This is a genomic window from Kribbella sp. NPDC006257, from assembly GCF_040613535.1.
Taxonomy (GTDB): Bacteria; Actinomycetota; Actinomycetes; order Propionibacteriales; family Kribbellaceae; genus Kribbella.
Window position 1 is genome coordinate 104133 of sequence record NZ_JBEXSJ010000016.1, and the last position, 16604, is coordinate 120736.

Below are 16604 nucleotides of genomic sequence, written 5' to 3' on the forward strand. Positions count from 1 at the left end.
ATCCCCCAGTATGCCCCGGCATCAGGCCCAGCTGCGGTGCGCCCACTCCTCCCGGACCATCGCCCAGATCTGGACATCGTGCAGCTCGCCCCGATGCGGGAAGGCCTGCCGCAGGGTTCCCTCGCACGCCATCCCCAGCCGCTTGGCCACGGCGACACTGCGACTGTTCGTCGGAACACATCGCCACTCGACCCGGGCCATCCCGCGCGTTCCGATCGCCCAGTCGATCAAGTGCTGGGCGGATCGCGAGATCAGGCCTCGCCCCTCCGCTTCGGCCGAGAGCCAGACTCCGAGCTCACAACTGCCCCAACCCGGCTCGAAGGTCCGGAACATCAGCCCGCCGACCAGCTCGCCGTCCAGCCAGATCCCGTAGAGCCGGCCTTCGTCGTTCGCCTGCCGGGTCGCGTACCGCTGCAGGAAGTGGCGTGCCTTCTCCTCGTCGTCGACCACCTCCGACCACGGGATGTACGCCGCGATGTGCGGCCGCGCCTTCTCCACATGCGCCAGGAACTCCCCTGCCTGCCACGGCTCCAGCGGCCGCAGCTCGGCCCCTTCGGCGATCTGTACGGCGAACATCCGGCCTCCCCATTAGTACATAACAAACGTTAGGTACGTACTATAACCCCCAGGAGGTGGCAGGGTGCCGGCGAAGACGGATCACGAGGCCAGGCGGCGGGACGTGTCGGCCGCGGTCTGGCGCGTTCTCGCGCAACGCGGGTTCGACGGCCTCACGCTGCGCGCGGTCGCGATCGAGCTCGGCGCGACCACCGGCCTCGTCACGCACTACTTCCCGTCCAAACAGGCGCTCGTCGTGCACGCATTGGAGCTGGCCGAGGAACGGACCCAGGCGCTGGTGCCGCAACCGGACTCCTTGCGCTCCGCCTTGCGGGCGGTCCTGCCGCTGACGCCGGAGGCAACGGAGATCAACCGGGTCTGGGTCAGCTCGTGGGACGTCGCACTGTCCGATCCCGAACTGCACGCACTGGAGAAGGCTCGCTACAAACGCTGGCGCGCGAAACTGCTACCGCTGGTCAGCGCGGCCCAGAACGACGGCGACCTGCCACCGGGGGACCCGGAAGATCTGGTGGCGGGCCTGGCCGCATTCACCCACGGCCTCGTCGTACAGGCGCTCTTCGACCCGCGAGCGTTCCCCCGCAAGCGTCTCGTCGAGCTGCTCGACGGGCACCTACAGGCATTGCGGCCTGCTTAGTCGAGGTTGACCGCGATGTACTTCACGTCGAGGTACTCATCGATCCCGACCGAACCGCCCTCGCGGCCGAGACCGGACTGCTTGACGCCACCGAACGGCGCCGCCGGGTTCGACACGATGCCCTGGTTCAGCCCGACCATCCCGCTCTCCAGCGCCTCGGACACCCGCAGCGCGCGACTCAGATCCTTGGTGAACAGATAGGACACCAGCCCGAACTCGGTGTCGTTCGCCATCCGCACCGCCTCGGCCTCGTCCTCGAACGGCGTCAGCGGCGCGACCGGCCCGAAGATCTCCTCCTTCTGCAACCGCGCCGACGCCGGTACGCCGGCCAGCACCGTCGGCGGGTAGAAGTACCCGTTGCCCTCGGCAACCGACCCGCCGAGCAGCACCTCGGCGCCCTGGGCGATCGCGTCGGCCACCAGGTCCGCCACCTTGTCCCGTTGCGCCCCGTCGATCAGCGGGCCGACATCAACGCCGTCCTCGGTGCCCCGGCCGACCTTCAGGGCCGCCATCCGCTCGGTCAGCTTCGCCCCGAACGCGTCGATCACCGACGAGTGCACGTAGATCCGGTTGGCCGCCGTACAGGCCTCACCGCCGTTGCGCATCTTCGCCAGCATCGCGCCGTCGACCGCCTTGTCCAGGTCGGCGTCCTCGAACACCAGCAGCGGCGCGTTCCCGCCGAGCTCCATGCTCGTCCGCAAGACCTGGTCGGCGGACTGCTCGATCAGCTTCTTGCCGACCGGGGTCGAGCCGGTGAAGGACAGCTTGCGGGCCCGGCCGTCCTTGATCAGCGGCTCCATCACGCCGCCGGCGTCGCTGGTGACGACGACATTCAGTACGCCGGGCGGCAACCCGGCCTCGGTCATCAACTCGGCCAGCTTCAGCATCGACAGCGGTGTCTGCGCGGCCGGCTTGATCACCATCGTGCAGCCGGCCGCGACTGCCGGACCGATCTTGCGGGCGCCCATCGCAGCCGGGAAGTTCCAGGGGGTGATCAGCAGACACGGGCCGACCGGCTGACGCAGTACGACGAAGCGGCCCTTGCCGTTCGGTGCGATCTGGTAGCCGCCGTCGATCCGCACGGCCTCCTCGGCGAACCAGCGGAAGAACTCCGCGGCGTACGCGATCTCGCCCTTCGACTCGGCGACCGGCTTGCCCATCTCCAGCGTCATCAGCAACGCGAGCTCGTCGGCCCGGGCGGTCATCAGCTCGAAGGTCCGGCGCAGGATCTCGCCGCGATCCCGGGGCGGCGTCGCGGCCCAGTCCGCCTGCGCGGCAACGGCAGCATCCAGGGCTGCTTTGCCGTCGGCCACACTCGCATCGGCGACCGAGCAGAGCGTCGTACCGGTGGACGGGTCCTCTACTGCCAGGGTCTTGCCGTTCTCAGCGGCTTGCCACTTGCCCCCGATGAACAGGTCGGTGGGACACGCTTCGACGACTTCCTGCTCTCGCGACATCTGCTCTGCCTCTCCAAGGGACCATCCACAGCAGTACCCACAGTAGGCCGGAGCGATCAAGCAGTGGCAACGAAGTGCGGGGCAGAGCGAGGGACACTCCGCACAGTGCGGGTCAGACCGGCCGCAGTGGTGCGCAGGATGGCCGAGCGAACCAGCCCGTCGAAAGCGAGTGGGACCAGCATGATCTCGTCGGCTCCCGTGTCGGCCGCTAGCGAAGCCAGCTCTGAAGCGACGGTCGCCCGGGACCCGACGATGTGGCCGGGGTCGTCCAGCAGCTTCTCTGCCTTGTGCCGCTCACGGGTAGTCAGTGGCGCACGCAGTACTTCCAGCAATTCGGCTGGAGTAGCTCTGGAAGATGCTGCAGTGAGTCGAAGCTTCACGCGGACGTACTCCGCCAGCCGGATCACCGCTTCTTCATCAGTGTCGGCCGCGACGATGCCGACCGTGACAGCGAGATACGGCTTGCCTGTGGGCCCGGTTGCCTCGAACGATTCCCGGTACGTCGATGCTGCCGCCAGTGTGGACTGCGCGTTGGTGTGGTGAGCCACGAACACCGGCAACCCCCGTACTGCGGCGACCTGGGCCTCGTGCGGCGTACCGGCGACCACGAACACCGGTGGTGGCAAGCCGGCCAGTGCCAGTCGCACATCCCCGACCGGAGCACGTCCGGGCAGTCCGTCCCGGAGGAAGCCGCAGAGCTCGTCCAATCGCTGCGGGAACGCGTCCCAGCCGACGTCGGTCCGGCCGAGCGCAGCGGCCGTGGTCGGCGCCGCCGCGACCGGCGCCTTGCCGACGCCGAGATCGATCCGGCTCGGGTACGCCGCTGCGAGTGCCGCGAACTCCTCGGCGATCACCAGCGGCTGGTGGTTCGCCAGCATCACCGCGCCGGAGCCGAGCCGGATCCGGTCGGTCCGGGCCGCCAGTACCGCCGCGAGCACTGCGGGAGCCGCACTGCCGATGCCACGAACACCGTGGTGCTCAGCGACCCAGAAGCGCCGGTAGCCGAGATCGTCCGCCGCCTGGGCGACCTCGACGGTCTCCCGCAGCGCGGCCGCCGCCGACTGCCCGGCCATCTGCGGCACCACGTCGAGGACCGAGTGGGCAGAGACCGGGAGACCGGGTGTGACGGGGCTGAACACCTAGCCACCGTCGCAGCTCCCTCTCGCGCGCGCATGGGTGATCTGCCCCCATGTTCCGGGTCGGTCGCACGTAGCTGAACCGGGCGCCGATCGGGGCGGAATTTGGGGGGCCGAAGCTCTTGTCCGGTCCATGACCAGTCAGGCATCGTTCACGGCGTTCGATCACATCCATCCCCTAGAAACGCAACCGGAGGAGGCCGACGTCGAGAACGCAGAGCAGCGGCGGCCGTTCGGCGGTTGCCCGTAGTACCGAAGTTCCTGGCCCGGTCTGACGTTCCACCAGACGTCGCGATCGGTCCGGGCGCTGCTGCCGCGGGGTGGTCAACCCCCAGTCGCCATCCCGCGGTGCGGCAGCGCCTACCCACCCGCCGCACCATCGGCGGACGAATATGGGGGCTCCGTACCCATGGCAGCACCCGGTAGCCGATGGCACCCTGAGCCCGTGCTCAACTCCACGACCGCTGGGACGCTTCCGGCCGGCCAGGCGAAGGCCTGGTGGGCGGCCGGTATCGGACCACACGAAACAGGCCGGCAAGTGCCCGCCTGGGCGGAGTACGTGGAACGCAGTACGACCCTGACCTTCGAACGGCAACCGGTCTCCGACGACTGGAAACAAGCGCTTGTCAGTTGCCTGGCACCGCTGCTGGAGTCGGCCCGCCGCGACCTGGCGACGGCCGGGCAGTCCGGAGCGGTGACCGAGCAGTTCCTCCGCCAGCTGGGTGACCGGCTGGTCCGGCTGGCCGCCCGCACCCTGGTGCTGGAGCTGGCCCGGGCCCGGAGCAGGCAAGAACTGGCCGGCGAGACACCGGCCGAGCGGTTCCTGAACTTCACCCACCGGCTCGCGGGAGGGAGCGAGCTGGCGGAATTCCTGGCCGCATACCCGGTGCTGGCCCGGGTCCTGGGCGAGGCGTGCCGACAGGCTGTCGAGGGTCACCTCGAACTGCTAGCCCGCCTCGCCGAGGACCGCGAGCTCCTGGTCACCGAGTTGCTGGCCGGCGTCGATCCCGGCGCCCTGACCGGTATCGAGCCCGGGGGCGACCCCCACCGCGGCGGCCGGTCGACCGCCACCCTCACCTTTGCCGATGGCCGGCACGTGATCTACAAACCCCGGCCGCTCGATCTGCACCAGCACTTCAACGAGCTGATCGACTGGCTGAACGAGCGAACCGGGCTCGGGCTGCGGACGGTCCGGGTAGTCCGCAGACCGTCGTACGGCTACCTCGGTTTCGTCGACCACAACCCTTGCACCGAGCTGGCCGAAGTACGCCGCTTCTACCACCGGCAGGGCGCGCTACTGGCCTTGCTGTATGTACTGGACGGCACGGACATGCACTACGAGAACCTGATCGCCGATGGCGACCAGCCGGTAATCGTGGACGTGGAGACTCTCTTCCACCCGAGTCAGCAGGACAACGGCGTACTGGGTGGAGACCCTGCGCACACAGCGCTTCGCAGCTCGGTCTACCGCACAGCCCTGCTGCCGTTGCTGTTCACCGGCGAGCATGGCGTCGCTGACATCTCCGGTCTGGGTGGTGACGTCGGGGAGGTCGCTCCGATCAGCAAGGTGGACTGGGCCGACGCCGGACTCGACACCATGCACCTCGTACGCCGGCCAGGCACCACCCCGGGTGGCCGCAACCGCCCCCGGCTCGACGGCGTCGACATGGAGCCGCGCGACTACGAGATCGCTTTGCTGACAGGGTTCCGGGCCGCGTATGAGGCGATCGCCTGGCACCGCAAGGAGCTGCTCGGCCCGGACGGCCTGCTGGCCCGCTGCGCGACGGACGAGATCCGGTTCGTTGCGCGGCCGACGCAGACCTACGTGACGCTGCTCGACGAGTCGACGCATCCGGACGCACTCCGGGACGCAGACGGCCGCAGTCAACTGCTCGATCTTCTCTGGGAAGCGGACCCATCGGTACGCCGCTTGGTGCCTTATGAACTCGCTGATCTTTGGGCAGGCGACGTACCGCTCTTCACCGCTCGACCCGGCAGCCACGACCTCTGGGCAGCGGACGGCAGCCGGGTGCCGCAGTTCCTGGCCAGCACCGGACTCGCCGCGGTCGAGGCCAAGATCACCGCGATGAGCGAGATCGACCAGCACCGCCAGCAATGGATCATCTCCGCCTGCCTCGCCACCCGCCCGGAACCAGTAGTACACACCAGTACGACGAGTAGGCCGACTCTGGGCGCAGCGGAAGCCGATCCTGAGCGACTGCTCGCAGCGGCCACCGACATCGCCGACGAGATCATGGCCCAAGTACTCGGCCGCAGCGGCGGTGAGGCGAACTGGCTCAGCCTTGAACTGCTCGACGACCACCACTGGGCCGTGATGCCGATGGGCGCGGGCCTGTCGAACGGCTTCACCGGTACTGCTCTCTTCCTTGCGCAGATCGGTGCGCTCACCGGAGCACAGAAGTACAGCGACTTGGCCAGGGATGCGATCCGCCCGATCCCTTTACTTCTTGAGGCTCTCGCAGCAGCGCCGGAAGCGGCGCAGATCGTCGGGCCCGGGCTACACGGCCTCGGTGGAATCAGCTACGGACTCAACCGGCTCGGTTCCTTGCTGGACGACCCGGAGATCACCAAGTGGCTCGCTGCTTCGCTGGAACTCGCAGAGCAGCTCTCACCTGACCCTGACCAGTTCCCTGGTTATGTAGAAGGTGCAGCAGGCGGACTCGCCGCAATGCAAGCGATTCACGGGCTACCTGCCGCCGCACGACTCGCTGCTCGGTACGCCGACGAACTGGTCGCGACGGTGAACAGCGGAGTACAGGCTCCCGATCAAGGGTTCGCGCGTGGCTACCAGGGCATCGGTTGGGCCCTCGGACAGTACGCAGTACAAGACCATCGGTACGGCGACGCGGCGCGGACTGCTGTCGACCACGAAAGGCAGGATCGGCCGGCCGACGCCGGCTGGTGTGCGGGCGGTGCGGGCACCATCCTCGCCCGGCTGTCCGCTGGTGCTCCCACGGACCTCGACACCTATCTGAGGACCGCCAACGAACGTCCGGTACTCGCCGACATGAGTCTGTGTCACGGCGAGCTCGGCGCGGTCGAGCCACTCCTGTGGCTCACCGAAAGCGATCACCCAGCCACAGAGGCGGTCCGGCGACGCCGGGCCGGGCTGGTGCTCGCCGCAGTACAGCAGTACGGACCGCACTGCGGAACGCCCCGAGCCGTCGCCTCACCAGGCCTGCTGACCGGCCTGGCCGGCATCGGCTACGGCCTGCTCCGCCTCGGCTTCAGCCCCCAGGTCCCGTCCGTCCTGCTACAAGAACCCACCACCGGCCCACGGCGCCCATCACAGCGCACAGACCGGACAGCACATCACTCGACAGGGGAAACACCATGACCGCCCAGCCCAACCACGAAGACCAGCAGCCCGCCGAGGCACAGCCGGACCCGATCGGCCCGATCAACCTGCCCAAGCGCCTGCGGATCGGCGCGCGCGCCTTCGCCCTGGTCGGCGCCGCCAGCACGCTGGCCGTCGGCGTCATCGAGGTCACTGACGGCTGCAGCACCTTCACCACCATCCACAACCCCAATTGAACCGAAAGTCAGCGACTGCCTGAGTCCGGCCCGACTGCAACAATCGTTTGAGCCAGCCGGGCCGGCCGAAAGCGACCGGCCGAACCCACTGCGATCCCTTCGGAGCGTGGCTAGAGTTTGCAACCATGCAGACCCATGCGCCCAGAGTGGTCGGCAGAGACAGCGAGATCGATCGACTCGATCATCTGCTCGCCGAGGCACGCGATGGGCGCGGTGGTGCGCTTTTCCTGCTCGGTGAACCAGGGATCGGAAAAAGCCGGCTGGCCGCAGTGGGCACCACGCTGGCCCTCGACCACGGGATGGCCACGTTGCGTGGCCGGGTCGGTGCCATCGGCACGACGGTCGCGTTTCGTCCGTTCACCGAGGCTCTGCTGTCACTGATCCGGCGTGGCGAGATGCCGGATCCCGAACGGCTCGGCCTCTACCGCCGGGTCCTCGGACGACTCGTGCCCGACTGGGACGACGGTGACGTACCGGAGAGCGGAATCTCCGCGGTCGTCCTGGGCGAGGCAATCCTTCGGCTGCTCCAGTTGGTCGCCCGGGACCGCGGATGTCTGCTGGTGCTGGAGGATCTGCACGGCTCCGATCCGGAGACGCTCGCCGTGATCGAGTACCTGCTGGACAACCTGCAGGACCAGCCGATCGCCGTCGTCGCGACGCTGCGCGGCGACCGCACACCGGCGGCCGAACTGGCCCAGCTCGCGGCTCAACGCGGCACCGCGGCACTCATCGAACCACAGCCGCTCGACCGCGAGAACGTCCGGGCGCTGGCCGCCGGGTGCCTGGAGGTCGCACCGAGCGGAGTGCCCGACCTGCTGGCCGAGCGGCTCTGGAGTGACAGCGCCGGAGTCCCTTTCATCGTGGAAGAACTGCTCCAGGAGGCGAGCCGGTCCGGACAGTTGCTCTCAGCAACAGATGGCACCGTCCAGGTGGTTGACGACTTCCGGATGACGGTGCCGGCCGCGGTGGTCCGCAGTATCAGCAGCCGGACCGATCAACTGGGGCCGGAATCGCGAGAGATCCTCGTCCTGGCCGCGGTGATCGGCCACCGCTTTCCGCTCAGCGTGGTCCGGCATGCCAGCGGCGTCGACGAACGGCAACTGCTCGCCACCCTGCGGGCCGGACTCGCCGCTCAACTGGTCGGCCCGGACGAACCGGTGCCGGACTGGTACGCGTTCCGGCATCCGCTGACAGCCGAGGCGCTGCTGGCCGGCTTGAACCCCACGGAGCGAGCGAGCCTGGCCCGCCGGTGCGCGGACGCGATCGAAGAAATGCACCCGAGGCTCCCGGGCGAATGGGCCCCGATGGTCGCTGAGCTCGCCGAGGCGGGCGGTGACCGGGCGCGCGCCGGGCGGTTGTTCGCCGTGACCGGCCGCCGGTCCTTCGACGAGGGCTCGATGGCCTCCGCGGTGAATCTGCTGGGCCGCGCCCACACCCTGCTCGCCGACGATCCCGATATCGGCTACCGCGCCGACCTGCTGGCGTCGCTGCTGCTCGCGCTCGCCGAGACCGGTCAGTTCGACCATCCCGCCGCCGGCACGGAGGCGATCGACGAACTGGCCAACCGCAACCTCGACAGCCGCAAGGTCGCGGCTCTGTACGTCGAACTGGCCGGCGTCGAGCACGTGGCCGGCCGCTGGTCCCCGGCGTCCACCCATATCGCCCTCGCCCGATCCCTGCTCGGGCCGGACGCGGACGACGCCGACCAAGCTCCGCTGGATGCGATGGCGGCAGCCCTCGAACTGACGAAGACGAGTCCCGGCCGGTTGAAGTCCGCGGCCGAGCTCGCCACCCGGGCCGCCGAGGCGGCCGAGCGGGCCAACCTGCCGGCGGTCGCCGTCGATGCCTGGCAATTGCTCGGGATCCTTTCCCGCGAGCACGATCTGGATCAGTCGATCGGCTACTTCCGCCGAGCCCAGCAAGTGGCCGCGGAGAACAACATGGCGGTCCAGCGGGTCATCTCGCATATCTTCCAAGCCGGCACGATGTGTCTGGCCGACGGTGATGTGACGGAGCTGGAACGGGCCCGCCAGCAGGCGCTCCGGATCGGCGCGATCCCGAGCGCCTACGAAGTCGACGGCGCGCTCGGGCAGCAGGCAGTCCTGCGGGCGGAGTACGAGAAGGCTGCCGAGATGATCGATGCCTGCCTGGCGGTGACCCAGCGGCTCAAACTGACCCGAGGTGCGCCGTACGTGCTGGTCACCAAGGCTGTATTGGCCGGCCATCAGGGCAAGCGCGCCGAGATGGAGGCAGTGCTCGCGGAGCTGGCTACCTGGGGCGAGCGCGCCTCTCATGAGCTGCCATTGTCCTACGGACTGGCCAGGACCTTCTGTGCTCTGCTCGAGGAGAATCGGGAGCTTGCCGAGTCCGACATGGCCCAGGCGCTCGCCTACGACGCGCAGAATCCGACAACGTTCCACGCGGCCGGGAAGAACGGACTGGGACTCCTGCTGGGTGTGCTCGCCGGGCGCAACGGGTGGCCGCACTTCGATGCGGTGACCGCGACCGCCGGTAGCAAAATGCGATGGAACCGGCAGTTCGTGCAGTGGGCCCATGCGATTTTGCTCGGCAGGGACGGGCGGATCGAGGAGGCGAACGCGAAGGTGGCCGAGGCGTTGGAGACCTCGTCGCTGTACCCGATGGCTCGGCATCTCGCGTTGCGGATGGTGGCTGAACCTGCTCATGCCGATGGCTGGGGTGAGCCGGTCGGGTGGTTGCGGCAGGCGGAGGACTACTTCCACACGGCGGATGTGCAGCCGGTCGCTAGTGCATGCCGGAGTTTGATGCGGCAGCTGGGGGCGACGGTTTCTCAGCGGCGTACCGGGACTGATCAGGTGCCGGCGAATTTGCGGCGGTTGGGGGTTACTACGCGGGAGTATGAGGTGTGCCGGTTGTTGGTGGATCGGATCGGGAACAAGTCGATTGCGTCGCGGTTGCATATCTCGCCGCGGACGGTGGAGAAGCATGTTGCGAGCCTGATGACCAAGACGCAGCAGCCTGACCGCGAGGCGCTGAGCAGTTTTGCCCGCACTGTCCTGCAAGACTGAGGCACAACAGGTCGCGAACCGCCCCTACCCGAGTGTTTTAATTTATGAACGCTCGCTTTATATATAGGATGGGCGAGTGGCAGGCAAGGGGTCGGACATGAGCAAGGGAACGGTCGGCGGCGGCGGCGGTACGACGATGCTGCGGCGGATCAACGTCGCTGCGGTGCTGGACGCGGTCCGCCGCTCGGCACCGGCCCCGTTGCGGGTCGCCGAACTGGTGGAACGGACGGGTCTGGCCAGACCGACCGTCGCCCAGGCGGTCGACGAGCTGCTGGACAACGGCTGGCTGCAGCAGCACGGGCCGGATTCGGCGGACCGGTCGCTCGGCCGGCCGGCGATCCGGGTGTCGCTGCGAGGCCGCGCCGCGCCGGTGCTCGGGCTGGACGTCGGCCCGCACCGGGTCACCGTCGGCGTCTCCGATCTGGCCGGCCGGAAGTTGTCGCTGGTCCGCCGGTCCGGTCCGGGCTGGACGGCCCAGGAGCTGCTCGGCGTGATCAGCGAGGTGATCACCGAGGCGCTGGCCGAGGCGGAGGTGCCGGCCGAGGACATCGCGGCGGCCGTCGCCGCGAGCCCGGGCATCGTGGACGAGCACACCGGCCGGGTCCAGCTGGTCCCGTCAGTGCCCGGCTGGTCCGCGGTCGACCTGACCAAGCACGTCCGCAGCCTGCTCGATTGCCCGGTCATGATGGACAACGACGCCAACCTGGCGGCACTGGCCATCGCCGCCGCCCGCGGTGGCACCGGCACCTTGCTGGCGGTCCAGTGGGGTGAGCGGCTCGGTGCCGGCATCGTGATCGACGGCCGGCTGCACCGCGGTACGGGTGCCGCCGGTGAGATCGGCTTCATCGCGATCGCGCCGGACGACGTCATCAATCCCGAGGACAGCCGCGGCCCGCTGGAGCGCGCGGTCGGCTCCGAGGCGATCGCCGAACTGGGTCGGCAGGCTGCCCTGGCCAACCCGAACTCGCGGCTGGCCGAGCTCGGTCGCGACCAGCTCGACACGGCGGACGTGTTCGCTGCGGCGGCCGAGCGCGACCCGGTGGCTCAGGCAGTCGTGCAGCAGGTCGCCCGGGACTTCGCGAGGGCGCTGGCGCCCGCAGTACTGGTTCTCGACCCGACCGCTGTGGTGATCGGTGGCGGTGTGGCGCGTGCGGGTGCGGTGCTGCTCGACGCGATCTCCGACCAGCTGCGGCTGCTGACGCTGAACCACCCGAAGCTGGAGCTGTCCGCTCTTGCCGAGGACGCGGTCGTCACGGGCGCGATGCGGATGGCGCTCGACGAGGTCTGGCAGCGCAAGCTCCCTACTCCCGCGCTCACTACACCCGCCTAACTCAAAGCTTTGGCGATCGCATCCGGACGGTCCAGGTGGACCAGATGGGCGGAGTCATCCAGTACTTCGAAGCCAACCGTGTTGAGTTTCGCGGCGAGTTCGCGCTGCCCGGCCAGCCAGCTCTTCGCGGTGAAGCGGGAGCTGCCACCGGTCGCGACCAAGAAGGTGGTTGGCGGCAGGTGCTCGGGAGGGTCCTTGAGCAGCTGAGCGACCTCGGCAGCAAGGGTCCAACTACGAGCCAGGTCGTCCCAGAACAAGAGCCACGAGTTCGCCGCGCCGTACCGCGCCCTGGCCGTTGCCTTTGACAACAGATCCCGGTTGGTCCGGCTGCCGACCCAGACCAGCAACCTGCGCAGCGTCGGCCCGATCAGCCGCGGCAACCCCGACCGGCCGACCACCCTCAGGAACGAGCGGATCGCCCGGTCGGCCCGGGTGCCCGGATAGAGCCAGGGCCAACCGGTTTCCGAGGTGAGGCTGGTGTCGATCAGTACGGCGTGCTCGACCTCACCGGGATGGGTCAGCAGCCAGCGCAGTACGGCGAGGCCCCCGATCGAGTGGCCGGCCAGGCGCACCGGCGTACCGGCGTCTGTTGCTGTGCGCAACTCGTCGACCGGTGCTGCGACCGGGGTCCGCCATGGGTCGAGCACCCGGATGTCGCGGCCGGGGAGCAGCTCGAGGACCCGGTCGAACTCCTCGGGAGTCTCGGCCAGGCCGGGCAGCACGATCCACGGTGTACTCATCTGATGAAAGCCTGCCGTAGGCCTGGTAACAGGGTCGCCATCAAGAGGCAGACCAGCAGCACGGAGATGCGCTGCAGGATCCCCGGCGGATGCAGGTCGTTGCCGGTCAGCACCTCCACACCGGTCTCGACGCCGAGCCAGGCCTGGGTGATCGCGACACCGGCCGCGAGCACCGCGATCGCCTTGGCCAGCAGACCACCCCAGCCCAGGCGCCGGAGTACGAGGACCGCGAAGATGCCCATGGCAACACTTCCGAGACCGGCCATCGTCGAGGTGACCTCGTGCAGGACCAGCGCGGCGCCGGTCTGACCGCTCTCCTCGGCGTCGTGGCAGGCCTGGCTCAGCGACGGCGCACAGTCCATCGGGGAGAGCGCGTCGGACATCGTCCCGATGCCGAGCACGGCCGCGCTGATCAGCAGCCCACTGACATCGCGATGCATCCGGGCCGCGGGCCGGCCGAGAATCGCCGCCAGCACGAGCAACACGCCGGAGCCGAGATCCATCGCCCGGGCATAAGGACTCGTCGGCTGGTCCTTGGCACCCAGCTCGCTGAGGAACGAGTAGCGGATATTCAGCGGGAATCCGGCCGCTGCCTCCAGCAACAGGCTGCAGTAGAGCACCCCGGCCGCGACCATCACATCGCGCATCAGCCGGTACTGGAACCGGGCGGGGACGGCCATCATGCGGGCCAGAGTGACACACGTGCGCAAGGGAGGTCCTGGCAGGTGCGATGATCAGTCAGGTGTCATCGGAACAGGTGATCCCCAAGTGGCAGCAACGGGCCGCGGTGTGGGTCGGGCGCGCCGTGATCTTCGCCTCGATCTGCTCGTTCATCGCGGTCCCGGTGCATCTGTTCGCGCCGGACTTCGTGAAGGACGTCGAGGACGTCATCGAGTTCTTCGGCATCCCGGCCGGCCACACGTTCCTGTCCGGGGTGTACCTGGCGGTCGTCGGCAGCGCCCTGCTGCGCGGCAAACGGGCGGCGCTGCTCTGGGTGCTGTTCGTCTTCGAGGGCCTGTGGCTGCTCGGCCAGATCGTCAAGGTCGGCTTCCTCAGCGTGCTGCTGTCCAACCCGAACGACCCGGACTTCAAGACCCCGGAGTTCGCCGACATCGGCCTTCCGGACCTGGAGTGGAGTATCGCCAGCCTGGTCGTCACGCTGGGCATGATCTGGCTGCTCTGGACGATCCGGCGCGCCTTCCCGGCCCGGCTCGCGCCCGGTACCCGGCGGCTCGCGGTCTTCGCGCTGATCGTCGGGCTGGCGATCTCGACCGCGGCCAGCATCACCCTCACCCAGGTCTTCCCGCACACCCTGCAGGGCCAGCGGCAGAAGGTCGGCTGGGCCATCTTCGCGGCGCTCGGGCAGAGCAAGACCCGGATGGCCGGCGACCACTCGGGCCACAACTGGGTCGGCCTGTCGGTCGGCTTCCTGTCCGCGCTCTCGCTGGTGATCGCGTTCGGCATCTTCCTGCGGTCCGTACGCCGGGTGCGCTACCTCAGCCAGACCGAGGAACTCCAGGTCCGCCGGCTCCTCCTCCAGTACGGCGAACGCGACTCGCTCGGGTACTTCGCCACCCGGCGCGACAAGGCCGTGGTCTTCTCCCCCGACAACAACGCGGCGATCGCGTACCGCGTGGTCAACGGGGTCAGCCTCGCCAGCGGCGATCCGCTCGGCGATCCGGCGGCCTGGCCGGCCGCGATCCAGCGCTGGCTCGCCGAGGCGCGGGTCTACGGCTGGTCCCCGGCCGTCCTGTCCGCCAGCGAGGAGGCGGCGCACGCGTACGTCGACGCGGGCCTGCGCGCGCTGGCGATGGGTGACGAGGCGATCATCGACGTCGCCGACTTCAGCCTCGAAGGCCGGACGATGCGGCCGGTCCGGCAGGCGGTGACCCGGGCCCAGCGAGCCGGGTATCACGCGGAGGTGCGGCGGCACGGCGATCTGTCCCCCGCCGACCTGCAGGACTACGTGAAGCTGGCCGAGAAGTGGCGCGGCGCGCAGACCGAACGCGGCTTCTCGATGGCGCTCGGACGGCTCGGCGATCCGGCCGACGCGCGGTGCGTGATGGTGATCGCGCGCGACGCCGACGGCGAGGTCCGCGGGCTGCTGTCCTTCGTCCCGTGGGGTGTCCGGGGCGTCTCGCTCGACCTGATGCGGCGTGATCCCGAGTCGGTGAACGGCCTGATGGAGTTCATGGTCGCCTCCCTCGTCGACGCCTGCAGTGACCTCGGCGTACACCACGTCTCGCTGAACTTCGCCATGTTCCGGGAGATCTTCAGCGACGCCGAGCGGGTCGGCGCCGGGCCGGTACTACGGCTCACCAACGCGCTGCTCACCGCGGCTTCGAGGTTCTGGCAGCTGGAGAGTCTCTACCAGTCGAACGAGAAATACCTGCCCCGCTGGTCACCTAGACTGATTTGCTACTCGCGTGGCCTGTCCCTCGCGCGGCTGTTGCTGGCCGCCGGGACGGCCGAGGGCTTCCTTCCGGCACCGCGCCCGTGGACTCGCGTGGACACGGTCGAGACGGCCGAGCGGCACGCGATCATGGCGGCCGACGGCGGCCGGTTCACGGCGGCTGTGCGCGAGCAGGAGGAGAACCTGCTCCGGCCGGCCCTGCCGGACCGGCGACTGACCGAGCAGGAGCAGATCCGCCGGACCAAGCTCGCCGAACTCGTTGCCGCTGGCATCGATCCGTACCCGGTGTCGGTGCCCCGGACGGAAACCCTCGAACGGATCCGGGAGCTGCACCAGAACCTGCCGGCCGATCGCCACACCGGCCAGCAGGTCTCCGTGACCGGGCGGGTGCTCCGGATGCGTAACCACGGCGGGCTGGCGTTCGCGCAGTTGCAGGACGGGCTGGCCTCGTTGCAGGTGATGCTGTCCGCCGAGGCGTGCGGGTTCGAGGCGTTGGGACAGTGGCGCCGGCTGGTCGACATCGGTGACCATGTCAGCGTCACCGGCGAGGTGGTGACGAGTCGCCGCGGCGAGCTCTCGATCGCGGCGACCGGCTGGGTGATGGCCGCCAAGTGCCTGCATCCCCTGCCCGACAAGCGGAAGGGCTTCACCGATCCCGAGGCGCGGGTCCGGCAGCGGTACCTCGACCTGGTGATGAACCCGGACTCGCTGCGGATGATGCGACACCGCAGTACGGCGGTACGGGCCCTGCGCAACGGTTTCGAGATGCGCGGCTTCATCGAGGTGGAGACGCCGATGCTGCAGGCGGTGCACGGCGGCGCGAACGCCCGGCCGTTCGTCACGCACATCAACGCCTACGACACCGAACTGTTCCTGCGGATCGCGCCCGAGCTGTTCCTCAAGCGGCTGAGCGTCGGTGGGATGGGCAAGATCTTCGAGCTGAACCGGAACTTCCGCAACGAGGGCGCCGACGCGACGCACAACCCGGAGTTCACCTCGGTCGAGGCCTACCAGCCGTACGCCGACTACCACACGATGCGCGAACTCACCCGGGAACTGCTGATCGAGACCGCCACCGCGGTCTTCGGCAAACCGGTGGTCAAGCGACCCGACGGCGAGCTCGACATCTCCGGCGACTGGCCGGTGGTCACCGTGCACGACGCGGTCAGCCGGGCGACCGGCGTACCGATTGATTCCGGTACGCCGTGCGAGCGGTTGCGTGAGCTCTGTGCGGAGAAGGGCGTTCATGTCGCCTTCGACCTGACCGCCGGCGAGCTGGTCCTCGAGCTGTACGACGAACTGGTCGAGCCGGCCACCACGCTGCCGACCTTCTACACCGACTTCCCGTTGGAGACGTCACCGCTGACCCGGACCCACCGGTCCGACCCGCGACTGGCCGAACGCTGGGACCTGGTCGCCTTCGGCGCAGAGATCGGTACGGCGTACTCCGAGCTCGTGGACCCGGTGGAGCAACGGCGCCGGCTCACCGAACAGTCGCTCAAGGCCGCCGCCGGCGATCCCGAGGCGATGTCGCTGGACGAGGACTTCCTCAGCGCCCTCGAATACGCGATGCCCCCCACCGGCGGCCTCGGCATCGGCGTCGACCGCGTGATGATGATGCTCACCGGCCAGAACATCCGAGCCACCCTCGCCTTCCCCTTCGTCCGCCCCCACCTCCCCTCTGACAGGTAGCGGTCAACACCCACTCGGTCATCT

11 protein-coding genes are annotated in these 16604 nt (G+C 68.9%); 6 read left to right on the forward strand and 5 right to left on the reverse strand.

The window, feature by feature from the left end; translation table 11 throughout:
- Positions 1-21: 21 nt before the first annotated feature.
- A complete protein-coding gene (locus ABZ004_RS20760) occupies positions 22-576 on the reverse strand; it encodes a GNAT family N-acetyltransferase (protein WP_355681758.1) in 555 nt (184 codons plus the stop codon).
- A gap of 64 nt (positions 577-640) precedes the next feature.
- Between ABZ004_RS20760 and ABZ004_RS20765 the strand changes: the two genes are divergently transcribed.
- Entirely contained in the window at positions 641-1210 is a 570-nt protein-coding gene (locus ABZ004_RS20765; RefSeq protein WP_355681759.1) for a TetR/AcrR family transcriptional regulator, read from the forward strand.
- On the opposite strand, the gene ABZ004_RS20770 is transcribed toward ABZ004_RS20765, so the two are convergent.
- Both ABZ004_RS20770 and ABZ004_RS20775 read right to left on the reverse strand, forming a co-directional pair.
- A complete protein-coding gene (locus ABZ004_RS20770; RefSeq protein WP_355681761.1) occupies positions 1207-2667 on the reverse strand; it encodes an NAD-dependent succinate-semialdehyde dehydrogenase in 1461 nt (486 codons plus the stop codon). The genes ABZ004_RS20765 and ABZ004_RS20770 overlap by 4 nt on opposite strands.
- Before the next feature lie 56 nt (positions 2668-2723).
- A complete protein-coding gene (locus tag ABZ004_RS20775; RefSeq protein ID WP_355681763.1) occupies positions 2724-3806 on the reverse strand; it encodes an MsnO8 family LLM class oxidoreductase in 1083 nt (360 codons plus the stop codon).
- Positions 3807-4248: 442 nt separating this feature from the next.
- Between ABZ004_RS20775 and ABZ004_RS20780 the strand changes: the two genes are divergently transcribed.
- The 4 genes from ABZ004_RS20780 (at position 4249) to ABZ004_RS20795 (ending at position 11735) form a co-directional block, all read left to right on the forward strand.
- Positions 4249-7161: a type 2 lanthipeptide synthetase LanM family protein gene (locus ABZ004_RS20780; RefSeq protein ID WP_355681765.1), complete on the forward strand. Its 2913-nt coding sequence runs from the start codon at positions 4249-4251 to the stop codon at positions 7159-7161.
- On the forward strand, positions 7158-7358 hold the full coding sequence (locus ABZ004_RS20785; protein ID WP_355681767.1) for a hypothetical protein: 201 nt from the start codon (positions 7158-7160) through the stop codon (positions 7356-7358). Before ABZ004_RS20780 ends, ABZ004_RS20785 begins: the two co-directional genes overlap by 4 nt.
- A gap of 125 nt (positions 7359-7483) precedes the next feature.
- Positions 7484-10405, forward strand: a complete 2922-nt coding sequence (locus tag ABZ004_RS20790; protein WP_355681769.1) for an AAA family ATPase — start codon at positions 7484-7486, stop codon at positions 10403-10405.
- A gap of 97 nt (positions 10406-10502) precedes the next feature.
- Complete coding sequence (locus ABZ004_RS20795; RefSeq protein ID WP_355681771.1) at positions 10503-11735, forward strand: ROK family transcriptional regulator; 1233 nt, start codon at positions 10503-10505, stop codon at positions 11733-11735.
- On the opposite strand, the gene ABZ004_RS20800 is transcribed toward ABZ004_RS20795, so the two are convergent.
- Entirely contained in the window at positions 11732-12475 is a 744-nt protein-coding gene (locus ABZ004_RS20800) for an alpha/beta hydrolase (RefSeq protein ID WP_355681773.1), read from the reverse strand. The genes ABZ004_RS20795 and ABZ004_RS20800 overlap by 4 nt on opposite strands.
- Entirely contained in the window at positions 12472-13158 is a 687-nt protein-coding gene (locus ABZ004_RS20805; RefSeq protein ID WP_355681775.1) for a DUF998 domain-containing protein, read from the reverse strand. The genes ABZ004_RS20800 and ABZ004_RS20805 overlap by 4 nt, the downstream gene beginning before the upstream one ends.
- A gap of 59 nt (positions 13159-13217) precedes the next feature.
- On the opposite strand from ABZ004_RS20805, the gene lysX reads away from it, so the two are divergent.
- Entirely contained in the window at positions 13218-16580 is a 3363-nt protein-coding gene (gene lysX, locus ABZ004_RS20810) for a bifunctional lysylphosphatidylglycerol synthetase/lysine--tRNA ligase LysX (protein WP_355681777.1), read from the forward strand.
- The last annotated feature ends 24 nt before the right edge of the window (positions 16581-16604 follow it).